Origin of the sequence: Priestia veravalensis (assembly GCF_001457055.1) — a bacterium.
GTDB classification, from domain to species: domain Bacteria; phylum Bacillota; class Bacilli; order Bacillales; family Bacillaceae_H; genus Priestia; species Priestia flexa.
On the sequence record NZ_KQ758640.1, the window covers coordinates 43,271 to 67,234 of the forward strand.

Below are 23,964 nucleotides of genomic sequence, written 5' to 3' on the forward strand. Positions count from 1 at the left end.
ACCCAACTTTGTATAAAAGCTGGGTTTTCTTTAAAGGACAGATGCGGTTTGCTGTTCCTCTGTATTTTCTTGCTTGTGGTTACGCTCAATAGCCGAGCGTTTATGGTAACGACCAAGTAATCCTGTCATAATAAAAATTGCTAACAGAGAATAAAGCACTTGAATGACCCCAAATACGGCAGTTGCTGACCCAACAATGAAAAGATCTGTAATAAGCATCGTTTTTCCAGGATTCACTCCAAACCTTTTGTCTAAAAAAACGCAAAGCATATTAATGCCACCGAGTGAAGAGCCGTTTCGAAATAAGATAATAAGCCCAATCCCAATGATGATGCCTGCTGTAATTGCAGAAAGCAGTGGATGAGGCAGTTGCAAGGTAAGCATTCCTACAAGAACATCTGACATAATAGACATTAAGCTAACGCTTATGAAGCTTCGAATTGTAAACTGCAAGCCAATTTGAGTAATAGCCATGAAATAAAACGGTAGGTTAATAATAAAGAAAAGCATGCCAAATGAAATGTTGCTTAATTGTTCAAGTACAATCCCTAATCCTGCTGTCCCGCCGATAACCAGGCTTGAAGCAGTTAAAAATTGAATGCCAGTTGCTACGAAAAGGCATCCAATTGTAATCCATATCCATTGTTTCACCCTGTTCATTTTTAATACCCCTTTGTATATGAATTAATTTTTTTGTATATAAATTCTCTTTTTCTGATATCACAAATCCTATTGTACTACAAAAAAAATTCTTTGTATCTATAATTGTAAGAGAATCTAACACAATTAAAAAAAGTAATATAATTTAAATTAGTTTAATTTTTCTGTTTATTTCTGTAGTTTTAAAATGAATATAAAATGTATATTTAGAAAGTGGAAAAGGCGAGCAGAAATTTGTGAAGAGCGTTTCTTAGTTGGTAAAATAAAAGCGTAGTAGATTAGCCAAAAAAAGAAAAGAGGCAGCATGAAGATGAATCATTCCGTTGATGTAAAACAATTAAAGGCAATGAAGCAAACATTAACAAGATTTATGATGGCTTATAAGTTTGCTTTAAATGGATATCAAAGCTTACATCTTATTATTGAGATCCCGGTCTTTATGTCTGATAGGCAAGAAAATGTGTTTATCGAGCTTCAAATCCGATCCATTGCTATGGACTTCTGGGCCAGCCTTGAACATAAAATTTACTATAAATATAATAAAAAGGTTCCAAAGCAGTTGATAGATGAATTAAAGGAAGCGGCGGTTACAGCAGCCGAATTAGATCGCAAAATGGAAAAGCTTCATGAAGAAATCAATTACTTAAAGCTTGTAGACGATGAACAAGAAGAAGCAAATGAGTTTGAGATTAATCACGTGAAGTTTCCTTTACCCGATGAATTATTAAAGCTTGTAACAAACGATAAAAAGAAGCTGGGACATAAGTAATTCAGTCAATGATAAACCTGAACGATTGAGAGCTCCTCATTTTTTGATCGTTCAGGTTTTTTGATGATTGTGAAAACAATGTTGGAAACAGGGTGGAATGGAGCGTAGGACACTCGACTCCTGCGAGAAAGAGAGGAAAAAATGAGATCCCGCAGCGCAGCGAGGAAGCTCGGATTCCTCTCCGCGGAAAGCGAGTGGCCGTAGCGCAATGGAACGAACGTGTTCAGGTAACGTAAAGAGGTGAGAAAAGGGAGTGTTCATCTTTTTGGAAATTTGTTTTGTTATGTCCCACCCTCTTTTAGAAAATGATGATAAATTCATGAATAAGTAATAATAGAAAGAAGAGAGTCACAATGAGGTGTTGGTTATCAGGAACAAGGTTTGTTCTAATGGAGGGGAGTATTTTACTTGTTCTGCTATAAAGCTGTTCATATTCATGTTTTGTCACTCGGTGAGCACCTAAAAAATACGGAAACCACCAAGTGAAGATGTGAGAAATGAATAAGATAATAGTGATAACAAAAGCTACCTTAGTAGTAAAAGGTAAATTAATGTACATACAGCAACCAATAGTTAAAAGGGGAATATATTGATACAACAGCTCACTTTTGCGATGGACAGACGTTTTCTTTTGAAGATCGTTAAATGGATATAAAGGACATAAGTTTTTAATTAGTAGATAGACAAAAAATAAGACAACCACTAATAAGCTCCATGCATGTAAAGAAATCATTGAACTCACTCCTATGATGTTAGCCTACTAATATATATACGATTTTCAAGAGTAAACATTCTGAATAAGGCATGGTTTAATTTACGTGAAAAAGCCACATTAGCGCATGACAGCGCTAGCGTGGCTTTTTATAATGCTGTTTCTTTTGAATTTAGCTTCTTCCATTCATGTTGGAGAATTCCATAAATCACAAGGTCATGGTAATGGTCATATAAATATTCTCCGTCACGACAAATTCCTTCTTCAGTAAAGCCTAATCGTGTGGGAACGGCACGGCTTTTGTGGTTATCAACCCCACAGCGAATTTCTACTCGGTGAAGTTTCAGCGTATCAAATGCGTAAGTAAGGCAACCGTGTACAGCTCTGGTCATAATACCTTTTCCTTGAAACTGCTCCCCAATCCAATAGCCAAGGCTAGTGCTTTTATTCCCCCAGTTAATTGTATGAAATCCAACCATGCCAGCAATTTCATCATAGTAGCGAATAATTGCTTGAAAACCTTGATTGTTATAATATTGAGTTCGCCATTCGGGGATTAAATCATCGTAATCGGAGATGCTTCTCATACTGTCAACCCACGGCAACCACTCCCGCAGATAAGGTCGTGATTCATTTACAAGAGATAAAAGTGGAAATGCATCACTTGGCTCAATTAACTGTAAACTAATCTCTTTATCAATTTTATACTCAAACATAAAACAACCTCCGAAATTAATAAGAATAAGCATTAAATATACCTTTATCATAGCATATTTATAAACTGTTTTTTCGAATTTTTCTATAGTTCAGAATGGTTTTAGAATCATAAAAAGCCAAATAAATGGTAAGAATTATCTTACATGAAAACAAGACAGTGCTATAATGAGAAAGGATGAACTACTACTAAGGCTACATGTTGTAATTTAGAAGGTGACAAGATGGACGTACAGTTATTACTGACAGTATTTGCGTTGGGATTTTTAGGCTCATTTTTAGCGGGTATGCTTGGTATTGGAGGCTCGGTTATTTTATATCCAGTTTTACTTTTTGTACCACCTCTTATTGGAGTAGGGGCATTTACAGCGCATGAAGTAGCGGGAATCGGAGCGGTACAGTCTTTATTTGCATCAATTTCTGGAACGCTTGCCTATAAAAAAGGCGGCTTTTTACATAAATCACTTATCATTTATATGGGAACGAGCGTGTTGCTTGGAAGTCTCGTTGGTTCAACTCTGTCTAATTCGTTTTCAGAAGATACCATTAATTTAATCTATGGAGTAATGGCTACAATTGCTGCAATTCTTATGTTTACACCTAAGAAGCCTACACAAGATGAGAACAAAATGGAGGTCTGGTTTTCAAAAAAGCTAGCTGTTCCGCTTTCTTTAGCCGTAGGTATATGTGGAGGGATTGTGGGAGCAGGTGGTGCTTTTTTGCTTGTTCCAATTATGATTACCATATTAAAAATACCGGTAAGAGTGACAATTGCTAGCTCACTAGCAGTGACCTTTTTATCTTCAATTGGAACAACCTTCGGAAAAGTGGCTACTGGACAAGTGTTAGTGCTACCTGCGCTGATGATTATCGGTGCAAGCTTACTAGCAGCGCCAATTGGAGCATTTGTTGGTCAAAAGACAAAAGTGAGTTCCCTTCAAGTTGTTTTAGCTGTTGTTATTACCGCGACTTCGTTAAAAATCTGGTTTGATTTACTAAAAAAGTCAATCTCTTTCCATTAAATAAAAAAGATAGCGTGATTTAAACGCTATCTTTTTTATGTTGTTTTTGAAGAAACAAGATGTGCCACTAGGATGTAGCGTTCTGGCGCAGAACCTATAAAGTTAAAAGGGTAACAAGTACTGACTGTTAGAGTAGCTCTTGGTTTAGGAACAATTACGGTTCGATCATCGGCATCGACAATTCGCACTTTATTAACTCGATACGTAAATGATCCCGCTTCTGTATGAACTAATAACAAGTCTCCTTCTCCAACTTCCCCTAGTTTTCGAAAGACTGTATCACGATGACCGGATAGCACAGAATTGTCGCTTTCTCCAGGCAACACGCTGTCTGCAAAATGACCAACGCCTTTTTCAAGCTCATCTTCGTTAGTACCATGATAAATTGGAAGCGTAGCCTTCAGCTTTGGAATTTCTAGTTCACCCATTAAGTCTCCTATTTTAGGCTGTGAAGGATAAGATGCATCTTTCTTTTTGATTTCCTTTAAAGAACTGCTGTTTTCTTTCTCTATAGGCTGTCCTGCTTTTGCTTCAGCAGGTGCTGTTACCTGTGGTTCAACAGCACCTGTTTTATAAGCAAAATATCCTTTAGCAAACTTATAAGCATTAGTAGTGGTAAACCATAGGCCGAAACAAAGAACCCCTACAATAATCGAAAGAAAAATCAATCGCTTTTTGCGACTGATTTTTCCTTTTGAACTTCTTGGTTCCATATCATGCTCGTCTCACTTTACGATATGCAGCAAATGCTAACAAAACAAGGGCTGATCCAATTAAAGTGTTTAATAAATAGTCTGAAGCCGTATTTGGTAAGCGAGCTCCTTTAACAGTCTTCTTTACTTCAGCTTTTTTTACTTCTATTTTTTGAACTTTTTCTTTAACAGGTGCTTGTTTTACAATGTTATTTACGTTTTGAGCAGATTTTTCAATGCTCGTTCCTGTGTTTGCAACCGTATCCGAATTAACCATTTCACCTGTGATAATCATATCAGCTAAAAATTTGCCGTCAGCTGTATATAGGTTAATTTTTAAGCTAGCATTTTTTAATTCTTTCATATTCATTAAATCAAATAAAGATAATGTCTTTTCGGTTCCGGCTTGAATCAACGTATATGTTGCTTTCATTTTAAAGATAGAAAGCATTTCGTTATAAATTGACATTAGTTCCGCAATTTGATCAGAAGTTAGTTCAGTTGTTGTATCAAAGTCTTCAAAAGCTGCTAGACGCTCGGCAAGTGCCGTTAAGCGATTTAACGTTTCTTCATCCGCAAGCTCATCTTCAATTGACATTAAGTGATCGTTAATGCGCTCTAACTCTTCACGCGTTAGTCCAAACTCATCTTCCAACATTTTTAAAGCAGATTCAAAATCATCAGTACTAATCTCGTCCGCATACTCTTCATCATCGGCATAGTCAAACTCATCTTCTAAATAGAAAAAAACTGTTTGGTCTAAATCATCAACAAATACATAATCATTTAAATCTTCACCATTTTCTTCTAATAATGATTGAAGAGATTTTTGATTTAAGTCATAGCCTTCATAGATAGAGCTTAAATTGCTTAAGTCGCTTTTGATGACGTCACCCAAAAATTCTTTTAATTCTTCCACAGTATCAAAGTTTGATAATTCCTCATCGTAAAGTGAAAGTGAAAACTCAATATCATCTTTTGAAACATCAAACCCACGAGTAGTACTGACAGTTGTTAAATACTTCGTCAAGTCTGCTTCAAATGTTTTGGACTGAGCAGCAAATGACACAGCAGGAAAGCAACTAATCATCAGTAGTAAAGCAAGTAAAATTGAAACCCCTTTTTTCATCTCTCATTCTCCTTTTTATGTAGTCTAGAAGATTATAAGTTATGAGTAATATTTTTACAATACTAGATATTAAAGTTTTTATATGGTAAATTATAACTTTTAGATTGAGTGTTAATATATCAAAAAAGACAGCTCACTTCTTATTTAACAGAAAAGAAATGAGCTGTCTTTATTCATAAATGTTACCGCTCTCTATGTTAAGGTAACTAAAAAAGGGAAGACAAAGAGCGTATGTAGTGATATTCGTTACCGTTACGGTTTAAGGCTTTAATAGCGAAAGGGTTGAAAAATGAGAACGAGGCTTTGTAAGCTCAATTTTTATCCCTTTTAGTTTTAAACGCTCAACAAACTGTTTGCGCTTTTGACGTTTTTCTTTTGGGGAATGATCCATTGTTTACCTCAACCTCCATTTAGTTAGGTACATCTTAATATACTCATCATACCAAAAAATTGCATATATACAATAAACATTGCAAGATATTCACAAAGATTTAAAAAATGAAGCATTACTTTCTTTTTAACTAGTATTCTATACCCTATTTTTAAACCCTTTAACATGGCAAAAGAAGCTAATGCGCATTGATATTTCTTTATGTGTATCATATGATGATACACATAAAGCTTATATAGAGGTGATAAGTAGATGAAAATTCGTAAAGCATATATTCGCATAGACGAAAAAGTCATTGAAAATGTATTTGTTCATGAAAATAAAAAGGATGAACAAACGCTAATTGCAATTCCAGATTTGGAATGGTCAACCATTATCCCTTACGAAGAAGAAATTCAAGAGTGTAAAGATCGACTACGGACATCGTTAGCTTCTAAAGTCAGTGAAGAGGTAGCGGAGCAACTAACGAGAAAAATTAATTTTTGGGTACGAGAGATGTAAAAAAGAGAGAGTAACCAAAAGAATAATAATATCTTTCACTTCATTATTTTCCTGGATTTTCCACGATTAGCTCTTGATAAATGGAATGGATTATGTAAAATGAATGTAGGAAACAAAATATACGGCGATGGAGTTCGCCAAAACTGCTGCAGAGCTAATGACTCCTACCCATATACAGGGTAGGAGTCTATTTTTTTGTTCATAATTAAGAAAGAGGTGAAGAAGATGACGTATTTACTAGTAGGTATAGGAGGTATTCTTGGAAGCTTGCTTCGCTACTATCTCGGTGTGTTTACACATTCATGGTGGGCATACAGCTTTCCATTAGGAACGTTAATAACGAACTTGATGGGCTGCTTTATTTTAGGTTGGTTTACATATCGAATGATTAAAATGAATGTGTTTCCTTCTGCTGTTTTAGCTGGCATCGGTACAGGGTTCGTAGGTTCTTTCACGACGTTTTCTACCTTTAGTGTCGAAACCGTTACTTTAATCAAAAACGATACCAGTCTGTTAGCTTTTCTTTATGTAGCACTTAGTTTATTTGGTGGTTTACTGATGTCTTGGTCTGGTTACCGAGTAGGGGATCGTTCAGCCAATAAGCTGAAAAAGAAAGGAGAACAGCTATTATGACAGCTTTACTCATTGCACTGGGTGGGTTTTTAGGTGCCATAGCCAGGTATGTGCTAAGTACGTGGATGAATCAAAAATCAACTACAGGGTTTCCAATTGGCACTTTATGCGTCAATTTAGTAGGCTCATTTCTACTAGGAATCCTGGTTGGGAATGGAATGACATCTGGGGTGTATTCTTTTTTAGGAGTGGGTTTTATGGGGGCATTTACGACATTTTCGACGTTTAAGCTGGAAAATATCCACCTTCATGAAAAGAAAATGCATACGGTTCTATTTCCTTATTTGGCGTTTAGTTATATTGGAGGTATTGTGTTAGCTTTTATAGGAATGTTAGCCGGTGCTCTCTAAAAAATCTTGATTGTAACAAAGGGCTATTTAAAGAAAAGCCAATTTATTTTTTCTGCACGCTTTTTTCCATTTGAAACTATATTATGAAGAAACTTTTTTGTTGACGTACGTTCTAGATGACAGCTATGATGATACTAATATGGGTATGAAGTTACGTCAGGGAGGATACAATGATACTACTTTATATTGGTGTAATCTTATTTTGTTGTGCCATTATGTTTAGTTTATATAATCGCCATGTGCCCGTTCATGGAATTAAGAAGCTTTCTACGCTTGACTGTGAGACTACGGAAATTGCAGTCGTAGATGTTCGACATTTTCATGAAATGAAACATAAACCTTGTCAAAAAGCTATACACATTCCGCTGCCGTACTTGGAAAGACAACATGTTGAAATTCCGTCAAAACAAGTAGTAGTTATTGCACCGGATACAATTGCAAGAAACTTAAGCATTCGTAAGCTGCAAAAGTATGGCTATCAAGTAAAGGGATATTGCTGTGCATGTGAAGGATAAGTCATTAGTAACGCACAAAATATAGGAGGGATACTGCGTGAATTATACTGATCAGACAAAAAATCGGTTAAAGCGAGTAGAAGGTCAAGTGCGAGGCGTACTGCGTATGATGGAAGAAGATAAAGACTGTAAAGACGTTGTAACGCAATTATCAGCTGTTCGAAGCGCAGTCGACCGAACCATTGCTCAGATTGTTGCGCTAAACTTAGAACAATGTATTGTTGAAAGACAACAAGCTGGAGAAGAGACTGCAAAAGTCGTAGAAGAAGCAATTGCCTTATTAGTAAAGAGTCGATGAGTAGAAAAGTTATCTGACGAAAGTCTGATAGCTTTTTTTTTGATTTTCATGCATAATTCGTACATATTATTTTTTAACGTCACTCACTAAATGGAAAGGAGCGTGAATACCAATTCGAAAGTTTAAGCGACTCTTAGTTCTAATCATTCTTATAGGTGCTATTGTGGGAGGTATTGAATTTCTTCGATATCCAATTCACAGCAACGCTAAGGATGTTGAAGAGCATATAAGAAAATGGAAAGGGATGGGGGACATTAACGGTTCCAAAAAGCTTGACATTCGAGAAATCCAAAAAATTAGCAGTTCGGACACATATGTTGCGTTATTCACTATTCCTGGTAGTGGAGAAGGAATGGCGATTTTAAAAGAAGGATGGAGCAAAAGGTTACGGATTGAAGTAATGACAAAGATGAACAATCTTGTTGAGTATGATGATATACATACTAATAAAGGGACGTATGCGCTGTTTTTAGGAAAGAACCCAAGTAAACAAATACATCGAGTGAAGGCCTCACTTGTAAATGACAATTATACGTTTGATATTAAAGTTCCCAAAGGAGAATATTTTATTTCATATCAACCTGTGCCAAAATATGTTGAAAAGCCATTTCCAGCGGATCTTATTTTATTGAATAATTCAGGAGATGACATCACTGTTAAGGAATATATGGATCAAGAGCTGCGTGAATAACACGCAGCTTCTTTTAGTATGTAGACAACATACATGTCAATTTTTGAACTTTTTGTGAAGTATATAACAAAAGCATTTAATGTGTAATATACTGTAAATGGGCGGTAATCGAACCTACCAAACTTGAATATTGATTGACACAATTCTGTATAGATTTTGTCACAAAATATTCAATAATAGATGAAACCCCTTTTGTATCAAGGGTGATTGCGGTTACATTACATGAATTACCTTTAAAAAGGTAAGTTTCGGTAAGAAAATGCAACATTCATCCTTTTATTTACATTTATTCCTTGTCGAATATATGCTAAAATATCGCAAGGATTGAAGTGTTCTTTGACCTCATGTTTTTACACTATCTTAGAATATTTTCAAAATAAGAAAATCGACAAAAAGTGACGAAAAAATTGTCACTTTGTATTACAATAGTAATGGTTGATGTATAACATGAGTTTAAAGAGATTTTGTATTAAAGCTTTCTATAGTTAACTAGATAGAAAGTTTTAGAGATGATCTAATTTAGAGGCTTCGCATCATGAGTTGTTAGAAAGGAGAGTTTTTAGTGAAACCAAAAAAAGGATTTTGGAAGCTAGCAGGTTTATTCTCTGCACTTTCAGTATTTTTCTTGAGCGGCTGTTCAGAATTAGCCGTTTTGAATCCTCAAGGTCCTGTCGCTAAAGAACAAGCTGACCTTATTGTTTGGTCGCTTTGGATGATGGCGATTGTGGTCGTAGTAGTATTTGCAATCTTTGCTTACGTACTTATTAAATTTCGTGAAAGACCTGACAACATGGACTATGAGCCACCAGAACAAGAGGGTAACTTAAAGATGGAGATTATCTGGACTGCGTTCCCGATTATTATCTTAATTCTTTTAGCAATCCCAACTGTAAAATCAATTTATGCTCTTGAAGAACCACCGAAAAATGAGCAAACAAAAATTGAAGAACCGTTAACAATTCATGTTACTTCAGCAAACTGGAAATGGATTTTCAGTTATCCGGAAGAAAACATTGAAACAGTTAACTATGTAAACATTCCAGAAGATCGTCCAGTTCGCTTTGAATTGACGTCTCAAGGTTCAATGAACTCGTTCTGGGTACCGGAGCTTGGTGGACAAAAGTATTCAATGAACAACATGGCGATGGATTTATATCTTCAAGCTGATAACCCAGGTTCTTATATCGGACGAAGTGCTAACTTCTCAGGTGAGCACTTTACAGATATGGAATTTGAAGTGTTAGCCCAAACTCACGAAGACTATGAAGAGTGGGTTGACGAAGTGAAGGCAACAGCTAAGCCATTAACTGAAGAGAAGTATGATGAAATTATTGAACCAGGTGTAGTAGGTCGCATGACGTTCAACGGTACGCACTTAGAGTGGGTTAACCACGCAAAAGACGCATACATCCCTGGTAAAGTAGACGAGCGCGGCATGAACATGGGACATGGCAATCACAACCATGGCAGCGACGATAGCAAAAAAGAAAGCGACGAAAGCCATGACGAGCATGAAGGTCATGATGAACATGAAGGTCATTAATACGGGCCTAAATAAACGTACGATTGGGGGAAGACATAATGAAGCTAGATGAATTCTTTGTCACTGGCGATCCCGTCATTTATGCAGCTGACGCAGCGATTGTCTTGACAACCATCGGTATCATTTTTGTCTTAACATATTTCAAAAAATGGAAATGGTTATGGACAGAATGGTTAACAACAGTAGACCATAAAAAACTTGGTGTAATGTATATTCTTGCAGCCGTCTTAATGCTTTTCCGCGGCGGTGTAGATGGACTTATGATGCGTATGCAGTTAGCGTTCCCGGATATGAATATCCTGAACCCGCATCACTATAACGGCGTATTTACAGCTCATGGTGTTATCATGATTCTATTCATGGCAATGCCATTCTTGATTGGTTTAATGAACGTTGTCGTTCCGCTTCAAATTGGAGCGCGTGACGTAGCATATCCGTTCTTGAACGCAGTAAGTTTCTGGACATTCTTTATGGGAGCTATGTTGTTTAACATCTCTTTCGTTATTGGAGGAGCTCCTGATGCTGGTTGGACATCATATTTCCCTCTGGCCGGAAAAGAATTTAGTGAAAGTATAGCGAACAACTACTATGCAATTGCTATTCAGATTGCCGGTGTTGGTACCCTAATGACAGGTATTAACTTCTTAGTTACGATTTTAAAAATGCGTGCACCAGGCATGACGTTAATGAAAATGCCAATGTTTACTTGGTCCATTTTAGTTACGTCAGTTATTATCATCTTTGCGTTCCCTGTATTAACAGTAGCGCTTGCGTTAATGACGCTTGACCGCGTATTCGACACAGCATTCTTTACGGTTGCCAACGGTGGTCTCCCGATGATGTGGGCAAACCTATTCTGGATTTGGGGACATCCTGAAGTATATATCGTAATTTTACCGGCGTTCGGTATTTTCTCTGAAATCATTAGTACACACTCTCGCAAAAACCTATTTGGTTATAAAGCGATGATTATCTCAATGGTTGGTATCGCGTTCTTAAGTTACATTGTATGGGTTCACCATTTCTTTACAATGGGTAACGCGCCTGCAGTTAACTCGTTCTTCTCGATTACAACGATGTTAATCGCTGTTCCAACCGGAGTTAAAATATTTAACTGGCTCTTTACCATGTATAAAGGCCGTATTAAATTTACAACATCAATGCTATGGTCACTTGCGTTTATCCCAAACTTCGTTATTGGTGGGGTAACTGGGGTAATGCTTGCAATGGCTTCAGCTGACTATCAGTACCATAACAGTTACTTCCTAGTAGCTCACTTCCACTATGTATTAATCTCAGGAACAGTATTTGCATGTTTCGCTGGATTATACTACTGGTATCCAAAGATTTTCGGTCACACGCTGAACGAAAAGCTAGGAAAAATCTCTTTCTGGATCTTCGTTGTTGGATTTAACGTATGTTTCTTCCCACAATATTTCCTAGGTCTAGATGGTATGACTCGTCGTATGCAAACTTATTCAGAAACATTAGGTTGGGGAACATTAAACTTAATTTCAACAATCGGTGCTTTCTTAATGGGTGCAGGTTTCATCGTATTGGTTGTAAATTTACTTTGGAGCGCTTGGAAAAACAAACGCGACACTGCAAACGACCCATGGGATGGACGTACACTTGAATGGTGGACTAAATCACCAGTTCAACACTATAACTTTGCGGTAGTTCCACATGTGAAAGAAATGGATGAGTTCTGGCACATGAAAAAACGTGGAGAAACAAAAATTAAAGAAGAAGACATTAAACCAATTCATTTACCAAGCAACTCAGGTATCCCATTCATCTCAGGTGTATTCTGGTTCATCGGTGGATTTGGACTTGTCTTTGAATGGATGCCAATGGCGATCTTCGGATTAATCGGAATTTTAGCTTGTCTAGTTGCACGATCATTTGACTATGATGAAGGCTTCTATGTTCCGGTAGATGAGATTAAACAAACAGAAGGTATTACAGGGGGTGACAAATAATGGGTGGACATTTAGATAAGTCATTACCACTCGAGTATCAAGATCACCAGGGCCGAATGAATATTCTCGGCTTCTGGATTTTCTTGGGTGCGGAAATTGCACTGTTCTCTACGCTGTTTGTCACGTATTTAACGTATCATACTCGTACAGCTGGAGGCCCTGGACCACAAGATTTATATATTGTTGAAACGTTTATGATTCAAACAGTTTTACTATTAGTAAGTAGTTTCACAATGGGAATCGTTGTATGGCACATGCGTAATAATAACTTAAAAGGGTTAATTACTTGGCTAGTTATTACGCTTTTACTAGGTGCAGGATTCTTGTACTATGAAATTGAAGAGTTCATTCTTTATGCAGCTCACGAAGGTGCAACAATGCAAACTAGTGCATTCTTGTCTTCATTCTTTGCGCTGTTGGGAACACATGGACTTCACGTAACGATGGGTATTGGTTGGGCAATTTTACTTATTATCCAGTTAGTAAAGCGCGGCTTAACGCCTGTTACAGCAAGAAAAGTATTTATTATCGGTTTATACTGGCATTTCCTTGACGTAGTATGGATTTTCATCTTTACGTATGTATACTTGAACGGATTGGTGGGATAAGACATGGAAAACAAACAAGGCCAAAAAGCAGGATTTCCGCTTAGTCATGTAATGGGGCTTATCCTTTCTTTAGCACTAACGTTTGCAGCGCTTGGATTAGTTATGTTAGCTGACTTATCAAGAGGCGTAACGATGACACTAATCTCAATTCTTGCGTTCTTACAAGCAGCTATGCAGCTTGTGATGTTCATGCACATGACTGAAAGTGAAAACGGCAAGGTACAAGTTGCAAATATGCTTTATAGCTTCTTTATTGCACTATGTATCGTTGTTGGTACGCTTTGGATCTTAGCAGATCACTTTAACCATTAATACAAAAAGCCACTTACTTCTGCGTAAGTGGCTTTTTTACTATTCATTAGTAGCCTTATATCGAAGTGTTTGATAGTGACCTGTGGCCACTCGGTCGACCACTTCACCCTCCTCATTTGTATATACCTCGTATTCCTCATAAACTTCAACATCAAAACCATTGATTCTTTCAGTTGTTATAAGAACATTTTTAAGGCTCATTTCAACGTCTTCATCGTTACTTGAAGCTTCTACTTCACCGCTGTCTAAAGAAAGAGGTGAGACGGCTTCAAAGTATTCTTGAGACTCGTTGTCCATGTAGCTAATCACAACCATGATTCCAATAAAAAAGATTCCTAAAAACAATATACGAGCTGATGTCATCTTAAAAGACCCCCGTAAATTGACATACTAAAACAACTAAGCCAAGAATCCATACGTAAACAGCAAATGTTTTTAGAGAATGATGCTTTAAATAGTGAATCATCCATTTTACGGCCATATAGCCAAAAAGCGCAGCCGAACATGTTGCTACAAATAAAGAGAAAAACGAGATGTATTCTACACCACCACCGACAACATCTTTAAGCTGTAAAAGAACGGCTCCACATATGGCTGGCGTTGACAGTAAAAAAGAAAAGTAAGCAGCTGTTTCTCGGTCTAGCTTACGCATTAAAGCAGCTGCCATTGTTAGACCAGAACGTGAAACGGCAGGAAAGATGGCGGCTGCTTGAAAGGTACCGATAAACAGTGCGTCCTTGTAGGAAATATCGTGCATCTTTTTTGCTCCTTTTTTTACTGAGTCAGCAAACCATAAGAAAAGACCTGTTACAAGAAATTCCCATCCAATTGTAGAACCTGTAATTGAGATTTCCTCAAAATAATCTTTAAATAATAAGCCAACCACAACAGCTGGAATCGTACCAATGATTAGCAAGAAGGTAAGCTTGCTAAACGGGTGACGAATCATGTGCCACAGCTCGTCTTTATAAAAGACAAAAATAGCAAGCAAGGTTCCAATATGTAGCATCGTATCTAGGTACAAACCTGCGCTATCTAATCCAAATAAGTGTCGACCTAAATACAAGTGTCCTGTGCTACTAATGGGTAAAAACTCTGTTAACCCTTGAATGATTCCTAAAATTAATGCTTCAATCCATGACATATTTTCACCTCTTAAAGCGTGTCCTTGTATTATTGTATCGACCAAAAGGCATGAACATGACAAAAATTAATGAGAATGGTTAGATAAAGCAAAAAAATTAGAGTCCACTATTAGTATTTCTAACTGCATGCAACAACTAATGGCTGTATTGAAATAGAGATTAAAGCATAGTTAGTAATTGATTAAACTAAAAGGTGAATCTTTGCTTAGAAGGTTGAAATCAACATGGATAAACTTAAGTGATTACACAAACGATAAGTTTGAAACCAACATAACGTTTGTGCAAGAAAAATGGATATTTAGCTTGCGGTATACAAATTTGTATTCATCAAACGGAGGTGGGAACTCATGATAAAAAAAGTGTGCATAGCACTTATTTTATGCTTCATTGGAATTCATTCACATGTAGCAATGGGAGAACAACCTAAAGTGGAAGTGTTTCAACTTGATACAGGTAAGGTCATTCGGGTAGCTGATAAAACTGAAGTTGTTCAAAAAGAGGTTGAAAAAAGCATCGCTTCCATTACTGGGATTTATAAAAAAGTAAATCCTTTACCTAAAACCGGTTATTTGGTGAAGATACCATTAGACCCCGCTGTACAAGTGCAGCAAAAAGGGTTAGATGTGTTAGCTAGTGAAGCTGTTGTTGTATTCAGCCCAAATGAACAACCTGTACTCATGCTATACGATAATGAAAACAAAATTTATTTTTTTGAATTTACCTATGACATCTCTACGTTACGAAAAGAATTAGAATTGTAAAAGAAAGCTCCGCATAGAGATGTCGGAGCTTTCTTCATTAGTAACATACACATCATATATATAGATATCTTCAGGTTTTTTCTTTAGTTTAAAGCCTCCTTTTACACCTGAGACGGAAGTGATGAGATCCGCATGAACTAGCTTTATTAACAGTTTTTTGGAAAAAAATAAGAGAAGCGCCTAGCTGCTTACTCATTGCATCTGCTGGCAATACAGCTTTGGAAGGTAAAAAGTGAAGAAGTACCATGGCGTATACAGATTGTTCAACGCCTGTTTTCATATGCAAAGTATATCAAATCTTTCTAAAGTGGATAATAATTATCCACTTTAATCGTTTTATTTGAGAATACCAAATAAATTTTTCGGATTATTTGACAGTTAATTCAAACAACTGTAATATATTTAGAAAAATCAAATATTTTACGATGGGGTGGGAATGCGATGATTGAATTAAGACCGTTCACAAAAAAAGATATAAAAGAACTCATTGAATGGATTCCCTCAGAAGCCTTTATGATTCAGTGGAGTGGCTCCACGTTTGCATATCCACTTACGCCTCGCCAGCTCAAAGAATATATCCGCTATGCCAATTATGAAGGAGCTCATACGTATGCTTTCTCCGTTTTTCATCAACAAACCGGCCAGCTAGTTGGTCATATTTCTCTTGCTCATATTGATTATCACCATAAGACGGGCAGAATTGGTCGAGTATTGCTCAAAGAAGAGGAAAGAGGAAAAGGATACTGTGGTGATATGTTTGACCATGTTTTATCATTCGGTTTTGATGTGTTAGGACTTCATCGTATTTCCCTGGGCGTATTTGACTTCAATGAAGCTGCTATTAAGTCATACGAGCGTATTGGGTTTTTACGTGAAGGGATGATGCGAGATGTAAAGCACGTGAACGGACAGTATTGGAGCTTAATTGAAATGAGCATGATTGATTATGAGTGGAAACAAAGAGAAGAAAGTTCTGCGGAAGCAATAAAACATATTCAGTAAAATGAAACCGGATTGAAAAACTCAATCCGGTTTTTTGCGTCAAACCCTTTTGTCATTTTATTTTCGCGCTTCTAATTATACTTAGCAGGTATAAATCTTTGAAAAAAAAGGCATATAGGAAGTAAATAAGCTAATAAAAGCAGCGGAGGGACAGAAGGGAGAGACATAAGTTATGAAGTTCAAGTACACGTTACTTTCCGTACTCATATTTCTTGGTTGCGTCTTAACTGGGGTCTTATATGTTTTTAGTGAAAAAAAAGTTGAGGCAAAGGAATTTAACATGCTCGTAATGGGTGTAGATGAACGAGAAGAAGATACGGGACGTTCAGACGTACTAATGGTTGTTCATTTTAATTCAGAAAATGGACATTTGAAAATGATGCCTATCCCTCGAGATACGCGTGTGAAAATTAAAGGACAAGCAGAAATGGAAAAGATTAATCATGCCTATAAGTACGGTGGAATTAAACTAACAGTCGACACTGTCGAACAATTCTTAAATATGCCAATTGATTACTATGTCAAAGTAAACATGGAAGGATTTAAAGCGGTCGTGGATGAGATAGGTGGTGTAACGGTTGATAATCCGTTTCCATTCACATTTGCATCTTATTTATTTCCGCAGGGTGAAACAAACTTAAACGGTGAAAAAGCTTTAGCTTATGTAAGGATGAGACATGAGGATCCTAAAGGAGACATTGGTCGTAATGAAAGACAAAAACAAGTAGTAGAAGCGCTCTTAGACAAAGGAATGAGTATGTCAACGGTAGCTAATCTTCCCAATCTCTTAAATATTACAAAGCAATACGTTGATACAAACGTAACGATTAAAGACGCGTTAGCTGTATATAACGTAATGGAAAAAGGCAAACCAACGTTTGAAACAGTGCATGTAGAAGGAGAAACGCAAATAGTAGACGGAACATGGTACTATATTGTAAAAGACCAGGAGAAGGAGCATATAAAAGCCATGCTACATGGAGATAATCCATCCGAAGAACACTGAAAAAGCGCGCAGCCTGCGCGCTTTTTGTTTAATTCATTTCTTGTTCGCCAATTTCTTCTTGACGTTGCAAACAAGAAATCTGCTTTTTTTCTGGGTGAATATTAAAGGTATATCCCCACGTTTGAATCTTTTCAAGGATAATTTCCTCTTTTTTAAAGCCAAAAATGAGTACGATATCTTGATTTTCATCTAATAGTAAATATTTTTCATCTTTTCTCCACATTGTTAGGTTAGCTGCATAAAAGAAATTCCAACCATTATTCATACGATGACCTGTTGCTTGATTTTTATAGTTTAAAATCATAATAATTTCCTCCAATAGACAAACTTTCTAGTAAAATAGTTCATTTCTCATTATAAACAGTTCTTTCTTATAAATCTATAAGACGAATGAAGCATAAAATGATAAAATGTTTACGTTAGATTTTCTAGCAATATACCGTCTTTTTATTAGAAAGGAGATTTGTAATGAGCATATGGTATTTTATCATCGGAGCACTAATTGCCGTTATCGGAATGATGTTTATTTATCAGTCAACCATTTATACAATTGAAGGTAAGCTACAGGAAGACAAAACAGATAATGAGATTTATCAAGATCTTGTTCGTATTCAGACTATGTTTTTTATTAAACACGCGGTAGTAGAAATTGTTCCGTTAATTTTAATCGTATTAGCATTTATGAACCCAGAACCTGCTTCAAGCATGAGTCCATTAATTATTGTGGCTGTCGTTTGGATTGGAGCGATGCTTCGCATTTATCAAACTCACCAACAGGTGGCAAACAGGATAGAAAAACAGCAGTTCCGAGGGTTTCTAACAAAATTTATGATGATAGAGATTGGGTTGATCAGTGCCTTTCCAATTATAGCAATTGTCGGTGCACTTACGCTTAGTGTAGGGTAATACATAAAAGCGTCTATATTAGTAACCTCTCTTGATGAATTACAAACAGTATGATTCAATCTTCACGTTTAAGTATAATAACAATGGGTAAATAAGAAGTATATTACTATATTTAGATTACAAATAAGGTAGGGAAACATATGATTACAAAGGGCGAAGTTATTCCATTGTTAACTGATGCAAGTCCATCATTTCAATATGATGAAGAGGTGAATACAACAACAATAGAAGGTTTGCAGCAAGAGCTCAAGCGCTTTGCTTCTCACTTAATTTCATTAGAATTTAATAATCAATTAGCCCATGAATCTGAGATATTTGAAACCATTGAACGATTATATACAGAAGGTGAAGCTGAAGTAAAAGAAAGCATAACGATAGGCTTGTTTGAGACTATGTATGAAATGCTTTCTGAACAACACATAACATCTGAAGAAATAGGAAGGCTTTTAAAACCACATTCCTTTAAATGGTGGAAAACCATTGAACAGTTTAACAAGCTTTCCTAATAATAAATAAATCACGCCAGTTTCTTGGCGTGATTTATTTATTGCTCATGTTTTAATTGCTTGTCTAAATAGAACGTTCCAAAAGGAATAAAAGATAAAATAAACGCATAGATGCCCCATAAAATTGTTTTTCTATGCTCAAATTTTACGTGCACAGCAGCAAGTATGTATAATACGAACAGAGCACCATGGGCAGCTCCAACGACGGATACAACCTCAGGAATACCAGCTAAATATTTTAAAGGCATAGCAATGAATAGTAAAAGTAGATATGAAATGCCTTCTACAATACTTAACAAACGTAAGCGGCCAATCGATGATCTTAACATCTTGGTTCATCCTCCAAATGTATGATTTTTTTAACTGTCGTGAAAAATGTACCATGTAGATGCAACCGTTACAAGCATCAATGGTCGCTGTCACAAAAGATTCAAAAGATAATTAAAAAAGAGCACACTATGAGTTGACAAGGTATAACGTTATCTTTTATGAGTATATATAGTAAATGATGAAACTGTACATTTATTTACGTTCAGTCTCGATACGTTAATCCTGTTTTACACGTGTAATAAGAGGCAGGAAAGGGTTTGGAAATATGACAAAAGGAATAGAACAAAAGGAAAATATCCTTGATGCAGCGTTTGTTGTATTTGGAGCAAATGGTTATCATGATGCTAAAATGATTGATATTGCTAAAAAAGCGGGTGTGTCGAAAGGAACACTTTACCTTTACTTTCCTTCAAAAGAAAGCTTATATATTGCGGTTAATGATCGCTCTTTTCTTTACTTTATTGCTAACGCAAAGCGAGAAACCAATCGCTGTGAAACATTTAGGCAAAAGCTTTATTCAATTGCAAGACATCACCTGTACTTTTTTTATAACACAAGAAAGTACCCAGATTCGTTTTGGCAAGCTCCCCATCAAATGCCTGGAATGATGGAGCGTTTGCATCGTTTTTTTGATGATTATCATTCCCTAGTATCAGACTTGATGAAAGAAGAGGGACTTGAAGATACAGCTTTACATTCAAAAGCGTTTTGTAGCATGCTAAATGGGTATAGAATGGATATTGTATCTAACAAAAATGTGTCAGAAAAAGAAATTGAACGTTATGCAACGTTTACAGTTGACCTTTTCCTAGAAGGTTGCTACTGATTTCTTTTTTTTAAAACTGACCCGCTGGTACTCACTACATTACACATGTAAAATACGACTAATAAAATATACGGGGGCTATTTATGAATTTCTTGACAAAGTTTAGCTTAAAGAATGCAGTAGCAGTATTCATTTTATCGTTTCTGCTTATCGTAGCTGGATTATTCTCATTTTCAAGGTTGAAAATTGACTTATTACCTAATATTGAATTTCCACAGCTATCGATTGAAGCTGTATATCCTGGGGCTTCTCCTAGTGATGTAAACGAACAAGTAACATCGAAGTTAGAAGAGCAGTTAAAAGGTCTTGAAGGCGTTAAAAGCGTTCAAAGTGTTTCTTACGAGAACGTGGGGATTATTAATTTAGAATTTCCGTTCAATACGGATTTAGATGAAGTTGAACAACAAATTGACACTATAACAAAAGATTTAGATTTACCAGAATCATCGACGGTTGATGTGAACCGCTTTTCATTTGGTACTTTCCCGATTATGAACATTTCTTTATTTGCTGAAGGTGATGCAGAAGTTGAAAAGCTTTTAGACAGCGAAATTATCCCAGAATTAAATAAAATTGAAGGGATTAACTCTGTATCTGTTGGTGGCGTAAAGGATGATCTTTTACAAATTACGTTGGATAAAGAAAAAGCAGTGGCAGCTGGTCTGACGCTTGAACAAATCAAAGAGCAAATTAACCAAAAGTCCGTATCGTTTCCAGCAGGAACTGTAAACGGTGAAGAACTCCAAATTCCTGTTCGAGTTGAAGAGAAACTAGATACAATTGATGCATTAAAAGAAGTTGAGCTAAAATCTACAGTTAATCCCGAAGCTCCACCAGTTTTACTTGGTGATATTGCAACGATTGAAGAAGTGAGTGAGCAAGGAGAATACACGCGCTATAATCAACAAGAGGCGCTAACAATGGCTATTACAAAGAAACAGGATGCAAATACGGTTCAAGTTGCCAATGATGCATTAGAAGTGTTGAAAAAATATGATGATGATATTAACTATGCTATTGGATTTGATTCAGCAGAAGGAATTGAAAAGTCAGTTGAAACGTTAGTAAAAGAAGGATTACTTGGGGCGTTGTTCGCTTCAATTGCAGTGCTAATCTTCTTGCGCAACTTCCGTGCTACCATTATTTCAATTATCTCGATTCCACTTTCACTTCTTGTCTCAGCTATTTTCTTAAATGGACTGGATATTTCATTAAATATCATGACACTAGGTGGAATGGCAGTAGCAGTTGGGCGCGTTGTGGATGATAGTATCGTAGTTATTGAAAATATCTTTAGACGTGTTCGAAAATCAGAAGAAGGCATTTCTGATGAATTAGTTGAATCTTCAACAAAAGAGATATTAAAAGCCATTACATCATCGACTATTACAACTGTTGTTGTATTTTTACCAATCGGTTTTGTCGGTGGAATTACTGGTGAGTTCTTCTTACCATTTGCTCTAACAGTAGTATTTTCATTATTAGCATCTCTTCTTGTTGCGGTTACAATCGTCCCGATTTTAGCAAAATTTGCGTTTAAGAAGGTACCAGCAGAAGAGAAAGAGGGTAACATTCAGCGTGGATATGCAAAAGCGATTGCATGGTCACTAAACCATAAGATTAAAATTTTAATTCTATCTTTCTTACTATTATTTGGTTCATTTGCTCTTGTTCCATCGCTTGGCTTCACATTCATTCCAAACGAAGAACAAAGGCTTTTACAGGCAAATGTTCTGCTACCTTCGTCTACTTCTTTAGAACGTACAAATGAAGTGTCGTTAAAAGTGGAGGAGCTATTTGCAAACGAAGATGAAGTAAAAGAGGTAACAACAGAAGTCGGTTCACGCGACTTTGCAACTGGCGTAAAGCGACCAAATCAGATCGGTTATTTCTTAAATCTGAAAGATGGCGTACATGTAGATGCGTATATTGATGAACTTCAAAGTAAGATGGAAGACATTGTAGGAGAAGAGTCTCCAAAAGCAACACTAAGCGTATCTGAAGCTTCAACAGGTGGACCACCAACTAATAACAACGTAACGGTAGATTTATTCTCATCTGACTTAGATGACTTACAAACGGCGGCAAAAGAAGTAGAAAATTATTTAAATACGTATGATAACTTAAAGTACGTAAAAAATAATTTCTCTGATAAACAAAAGCAGCTTGTGGTTGAAGTCAATCAAGATAAAGCATCTGAGTATGGTGTATCTGGATTCCAGCTTGTGGGAACCATTACCGATCAAACAAAACCTGTATCAGTAGGTGACCTAACGTTAGATGGAACAAATCGTGCAGTTCAGCTTTCTTATGATGAAGATATTAGTTCAACAAAAGCAATTGAAGATCTGCAAATCTTTACACAAAGAGGACCAGTAGCAGTAAAAGATATTGCTAATGTAAGCGAAATTGATACATTTACATCCATTCAAAAATTAGATGGAAAAGTGTTTGCTCGCGTTGAAGCGGATATTAAAGACGAAAATATTCAAAAAGTGACGCAAGACGTAGTAGAGGGTGTAGAGAAGCTTAATTTACCAAAAGGGGTAAGTCTTGAAGGTGGAGGCGGTAGTGATGAAACCGTAGAAATCTTCCAATCTTTAGGATTGGCTATTTTAACAGCCATTGGTCTTGTTTACTTGACGATGCTCATTACGTTTGGTAAAGCTCGTATACCATTTATTATTTTATCGTCGTTAATCTTTGTTCCAATTGGTTCACTAATTGGCTTAGTGATCGCAAAAGAGCCTCTATCTGTTAGCGTAATGATTGGTTTCCTAATGTTAATTGGAATTGTAACGACAAACGCTATTGTATTAGTAGACCGAATTACCCAAAATAGAGAACAAAAAGGTATGACAATTCGCGAATCGCTTATTGAAGCTGGTAAAACGCGCTTACGTCCAATCCTAATGACAGCCTTTGCAACAATTGCAGCGCTGATCCCGCTTGCTTTGACAACATCAAGTGGAACATTGATCTCTAAAGGTCTAGCAATAACGGTTATTGGTGGTCTAACATCTTCTACTTTATTAACCTTAATTATCATTCCAGTTGTATATGAATTATTCTTTGCTAAGCAGGTTCGTAAAGAAAGAGAACTGGGAAAAGGTGCGAAATAAGAACTATTTTCTATAAGAGGAAAATACGACCATTAATTATATGCTATAATAAAGGTACGTTTTATTTAACCCCTTATATTATATAGATGAAGCCAGGACCCTTTAAGCCGAGGGGATCTCTGGCTTCGTTTTTTTATTGCTTTTTGTTAGAGATGGTTTACACTTAAAAAGTATCCATGAAGAAATACAGTATTGATATGCGAGGTGAAGGGGAATGGGCACTGATGACCCCAATTTGTACAGAGCTATAAATAGAGGCAACATAAGGTGTTCCATGTCTCTTTTCACACGTAACGAAAAGTTACTTTTGATGCCTCACTTTTAAAATGAGGTGAATGAATATGATTAAAGCATATCTTTATTATTGAAGCTCACGCTTTGAATCTTGCTCTTTTTCAGCGCTGTTATTTTTTTACTTCAAACTCTTTAGGAGAGCTAGTAAATAGCAAGATGGGAAATACTACTGCTAAAAAGGTGCTTATAGCTCTAAAATCTTATAGTAGAGTCATTCAATATGTTTTTCAACAACAAGAGAGAATAGAAAAGGGAGGAGTCTAACAAAAAAAGAGCGGCTATAGGCCGCTCTTTTACCAGATTGACGAGAAACCTGTAAGGTTCTCGTCAATCTGAGGCTCTTTTCATTTTTTATAGTGAAACAAGTAAACATTTCACAAACAAATCGTCGTTTTCCATAAAAATCGCCCATTACCTGACCTGTTTTGGTCAGGTAATGGGCGATTTTTTTCATGTTTTGACAAGCTGCCGTCAGATACGCCTGCATCTGGACAGACTTCAGCCCTCGATACCGGGCATATCGATACCCATTTAGCTCTTTTGC

General features: G+C 36.5%; 30 protein-coding genes, 2 pseudogenes and 1 riboswitch. Of the genes and pseudogenes, 20 read left to right on the top strand and 12 right to left on the bottom strand.

Annotated features, from left to right (window positions below; translation table 11 throughout):
* Nucleotides 1–30: 30 nt before the first annotated feature.
* Complete coding sequence (locus tag AS180_RS08175; protein ID WP_062686658.1) at nucleotides 31–660, bottom strand: YitT family protein; 630 nt, start codon at nucleotides 658–660, stop codon at nucleotides 31–33.
* Nucleotides 661–970: 310 nt separating this feature from the next.
* Between AS180_RS08175 and AS180_RS21600 the strand changes: the two genes are divergently transcribed.
* Complete coding sequence (locus AS180_RS21600) at nucleotides 971–1,429, top strand: GTP pyrophosphokinase (protein ID WP_309599124.1); 459 nt, start codon at nucleotides 971–973, stop codon at nucleotides 1,427–1,429.
* 92 nt (nucleotides 1,430–1,521) lie between these two features.
* Nucleotides 1,522–1,665: a hypothetical protein gene (locus AS180_RS22420; protein ID WP_156413462.1), complete on the top strand. Its 144-nt coding sequence runs from the start codon at nucleotides 1,522–1,524 to the stop codon at nucleotides 1,663–1,665.
* 62 nt (nucleotides 1,666–1,727) lie between these two features.
* Here the strand turns inward: AS180_RS22420 and AS180_RS08185 are convergent, their stop codons facing one another.
* Both AS180_RS08185 and AS180_RS08190 read right to left on the bottom strand, forming a co-directional pair.
* The gene (locus AS180_RS08185) at nucleotides 1,728–2,162 is read right to left on the bottom strand and encodes a hypothetical protein (RefSeq protein WP_025909942.1); all 435 of its coding nucleotides are present in this window, start codon (nucleotides 2,160–2,162) and stop codon (nucleotides 1,728–1,730) included.
* Nucleotides 2,163–2,290: 128 nt separating this feature from the next.
* Nucleotides 2,291–2,857, bottom strand: coding sequence for a GNAT family N-acetyltransferase (locus tag AS180_RS08190; RefSeq protein WP_025909943.1), 567 nt, complete (start codon nucleotides 2,855–2,857; stop codon nucleotides 2,291–2,293).
* Between the two features lie 222 nt (nucleotides 2,858–3,079).
* Between AS180_RS08190 and AS180_RS08195 the strand changes: the two genes are divergently transcribed.
* On the top strand, nucleotides 3,080–3,877 hold the full coding sequence (locus tag AS180_RS08195) for a sulfite exporter TauE/SafE family protein (RefSeq protein ID WP_062686659.1): 798 nt from the start codon (nucleotides 3,080–3,082) through the stop codon (nucleotides 3,875–3,877).
* A gap of 35 nt (nucleotides 3,878–3,912) precedes the next feature.
* Here the strand turns inward: AS180_RS08195 and AS180_RS08200 are convergent, their stop codons facing one another.
* The 3 genes from AS180_RS08200 to AS180_RS23845 all read right to left on the bottom strand — a co-directional run bounded on the left by AS180_RS08200 (nucleotide 3,913) and on the right by AS180_RS23845 (nucleotide 6,089).
* Complete coding sequence (locus AS180_RS08200) at nucleotides 3,913–4,590, bottom strand: class D sortase (RefSeq protein WP_061785277.1); 678 nt, start codon at nucleotides 4,588–4,590, stop codon at nucleotides 3,913–3,915.
* A 1-nt stretch (nucleotide 4,591) separates the two neighbouring features.
* A complete protein-coding gene (locus tag AS180_RS08205) occupies nucleotides 4,592–5,698 on the bottom strand; it encodes a processed acidic surface protein (protein ID WP_062686660.1) in 1,107 nt (368 codons plus the stop codon).
* A 259-nt stretch (nucleotides 5,699–5,957) separates the two neighbouring features.
* Nucleotides 5,958–6,089 (bottom strand): hypothetical protein, encoded by a 132-nt coding sequence (locus AS180_RS23845; RefSeq protein ID WP_258954116.1) that lies wholly within the window; start codon nucleotides 6,087–6,089, stop codon nucleotides 5,958–5,960.
* 252 nt (nucleotides 6,090–6,341) lie between these two features.
* On the opposite strand from AS180_RS23845, the gene AS180_RS08210 reads away from it, so the two are divergent.
* From AS180_RS08210 to qoxD, 10 genes are all read left to right on the top strand, one after another.
* Nucleotides 6,342–6,590: a YueH family protein gene (locus tag AS180_RS08210; protein WP_062686661.1), complete on the top strand. Its 249-nt coding sequence runs from the start codon at nucleotides 6,342–6,344 to the stop codon at nucleotides 6,588–6,590.
* Nucleotides 6,591–6,704: 114 nt separating this feature from the next.
* A riboswitch (Fluoride riboswitch) is annotated at nucleotides 6,705–6,764 on the top strand.
* Between the two features lie 51 nt (nucleotides 6,765–6,815).
* Nucleotides 6,816–7,223, top strand: a complete 408-nt coding sequence (crcB, locus tag AS180_RS08215; protein ID WP_025909950.1) for a fluoride efflux transporter CrcB — start codon at nucleotides 6,816–6,818, stop codon at nucleotides 7,221–7,223.
* Nucleotides 7,217–7,573, top strand: coding sequence for a fluoride efflux transporter CrcB (gene crcB, locus AS180_RS08220; protein ID WP_025909951.1), 357 nt, complete (start codon nucleotides 7,217–7,219; stop codon nucleotides 7,571–7,573). The genes crcB (AS180_RS08215) and crcB (AS180_RS08220) overlap by 7 nt, the downstream gene beginning before the upstream one ends.
* Nucleotides 7,574–7,743: 170 nt before the next feature.
* A complete protein-coding gene (locus tag AS180_RS08225) occupies nucleotides 7,744–8,088 on the top strand; it encodes a hypothetical protein (protein ID WP_062686662.1) in 345 nt (114 codons plus the stop codon).
* A 37-nt stretch (nucleotides 8,089–8,125) separates the two neighbouring features.
* On the top strand, nucleotides 8,126–8,386 hold the full coding sequence (locus AS180_RS08230) for a metal-sensitive transcriptional regulator (RefSeq protein WP_025909953.1): 261 nt from the start codon (nucleotides 8,126–8,128) through the stop codon (nucleotides 8,384–8,386).
* Nucleotides 8,387–8,549: 163 nt separating this feature from the next.
* A complete protein-coding gene (locus AS180_RS08235) occupies nucleotides 8,550–9,077 on the top strand; it encodes a hypothetical protein (protein WP_224840290.1) in 528 nt (175 codons plus the stop codon).
* 562 nt (nucleotides 9,078–9,639) lie between these two features.
* On the top strand, nucleotides 9,640–10,620 hold the full coding sequence (qoxA, locus tag AS180_RS08240) for a cytochrome aa3 quinol oxidase subunit II (protein WP_025909955.1): 981 nt from the start codon (nucleotides 9,640–9,642) through the stop codon (nucleotides 10,618–10,620).
* Nucleotides 10,621–10,658: 38 nt separating this feature from the next.
* Entirely contained in the window at nucleotides 10,659–12,602 is a 1,944-nt protein-coding gene (qoxB, locus tag AS180_RS08245) for a cytochrome aa3 quinol oxidase subunit I (protein ID WP_025909956.1), read from the top strand.
* Entirely contained in the window at nucleotides 12,602–13,210 is a 609-nt protein-coding gene (gene qoxC / locus AS180_RS08250; protein ID WP_025909957.1) for a cytochrome aa3 quinol oxidase subunit III, read from the top strand. Before qoxB ends, qoxC begins: the two co-directional genes overlap by 1 nt.
* A 3-nt stretch (nucleotides 13,211–13,213) precedes the next feature.
* Nucleotides 13,214–13,522, top strand: coding sequence for a cytochrome aa3 quinol oxidase subunit IV (gene qoxD, locus AS180_RS08255; RefSeq protein WP_025909958.1), 309 nt, complete (start codon nucleotides 13,214–13,216; stop codon nucleotides 13,520–13,522).
* 39 nt (nucleotides 13,523–13,561) lie between these two features.
* On the opposite strand, the gene AS180_RS08260 is transcribed toward qoxD, so the two are convergent.
* Nucleotides 13,562–13,885 (bottom strand): hypothetical protein, encoded by a 324-nt coding sequence (locus tag AS180_RS08260; RefSeq protein WP_025909959.1) that lies wholly within the window; start codon nucleotides 13,883–13,885, stop codon nucleotides 13,562–13,564.
* Nucleotide 13,886: 1 nt separating this feature from the next.
* Complete coding sequence (locus AS180_RS08265) at nucleotides 13,887–14,666, bottom strand: undecaprenyl-diphosphate phosphatase (protein ID WP_025909960.1); 780 nt, start codon at nucleotides 14,664–14,666, stop codon at nucleotides 13,887–13,889.
* A 348-nt stretch (nucleotides 14,667–15,014) separates the two neighbouring features.
* Between AS180_RS08265 and AS180_RS08270 the strand changes: the two genes are divergently transcribed.
* A complete protein-coding gene (locus AS180_RS08270; protein WP_062686663.1) occupies nucleotides 15,015–15,428 on the top strand; it encodes a hypothetical protein in 414 nt (137 codons plus the stop codon).
* Nucleotides 15,429–15,461: 33 nt separating this feature from the next.
* On the opposite strand, the pseudogene AS180_RS21605 reads toward AS180_RS08270, so the two are convergent.
* Nucleotides 15,462–15,714, bottom strand: a pseudogene (locus AS180_RS21605) (RrF2 family transcriptional regulator); the annotation flags it as partial.
* 155 nt (nucleotides 15,715–15,869) lie between these two features.
* Here AS180_RS21605 and AS180_RS08275 point away from each other — a divergent pair.
* Together AS180_RS08275 and AS180_RS08280 are read left to right on the top strand one after the other, a co-directional pair.
* Nucleotides 15,870–16,430: a GNAT family N-acetyltransferase gene (locus tag AS180_RS08275; RefSeq protein WP_062686664.1), complete on the top strand. Its 561-nt coding sequence runs from the start codon at nucleotides 15,870–15,872 to the stop codon at nucleotides 16,428–16,430.
* 172 nt (nucleotides 16,431–16,602) lie between these two features.
* Nucleotides 16,603–17,436 carry an LCP family protein gene (locus AS180_RS08280; protein WP_062686665.1) on the top strand — a complete coding sequence of 278 codons (834 nt, stop codon included), beginning with the start codon at nucleotides 16,603–16,605 and terminating at the stop codon, nucleotides 17,434–17,436.
* 28 nt (nucleotides 17,437–17,464) lie between these two features.
* Here the strand turns inward: AS180_RS08280 and AS180_RS08285 are convergent, their stop codons facing one another.
* Nucleotides 17,465–17,740: a hypothetical protein gene (locus AS180_RS08285; RefSeq protein WP_025909964.1), complete on the bottom strand. Its 276-nt coding sequence runs from the start codon at nucleotides 17,738–17,740 to the stop codon at nucleotides 17,465–17,467.
* A gap of 164 nt (nucleotides 17,741–17,904) precedes the next feature.
* On the opposite strand from AS180_RS08285, the gene AS180_RS08290 reads away from it, so the two are divergent.
* Nucleotides 17,905–18,342, top strand: coding sequence for a hypothetical protein (locus tag AS180_RS08290; RefSeq protein WP_062686666.1), 438 nt, complete (start codon nucleotides 17,905–17,907; stop codon nucleotides 18,340–18,342).
* Nucleotides 18,343–18,482: 140 nt separating this feature from the next.
* A complete protein-coding gene (locus tag AS180_RS08295) occupies nucleotides 18,483–18,848 on the top strand; it encodes a DUF7674 family protein (RefSeq protein WP_025909966.1) in 366 nt (121 codons plus the stop codon).
* 38 nt (nucleotides 18,849–18,886) lie between these two features.
* Here AS180_RS08295 and AS180_RS08300 read toward each other — a convergent pair whose 3' ends face one another.
* Nucleotides 18,887–19,177: a DUF3817 domain-containing protein gene (locus AS180_RS08300; protein ID WP_025909967.1), complete on the bottom strand. Its 291-nt coding sequence runs from the start codon at nucleotides 19,175–19,177 to the stop codon at nucleotides 18,887–18,889.
* Nucleotides 19,178–19,443: 266 nt separating this feature from the next.
* Here AS180_RS08300 and AS180_RS08305 point away from each other — a divergent pair, with 266 nt between their 5' ends.
* Together AS180_RS08305 and AS180_RS08310 are read left to right on the top strand one after the other, a co-directional pair.
* Nucleotides 19,444–20,004, top strand: a complete 561-nt coding sequence (locus AS180_RS08305; RefSeq protein WP_062686667.1) for a TetR/AcrR family transcriptional regulator — start codon at nucleotides 19,444–19,446, stop codon at nucleotides 20,002–20,004.
* 83 nt (nucleotides 20,005–20,087) lie between these two features.
* Entirely contained in the window at nucleotides 20,088–23,126 is a 3,039-nt protein-coding gene (locus AS180_RS08310) for an efflux RND transporter permease subunit (protein WP_062686668.1), read from the top strand.
* A gap of 712 nt (nucleotides 23,127–23,838) precedes the next feature.
* On the opposite strand, the pseudogene AS180_RS22425 reads toward AS180_RS08310, so the two are convergent.
* A pseudogene (locus tag AS180_RS22425) lies at nucleotides 23,839–23,964 on the bottom strand (transposase); the annotation flags it as partial.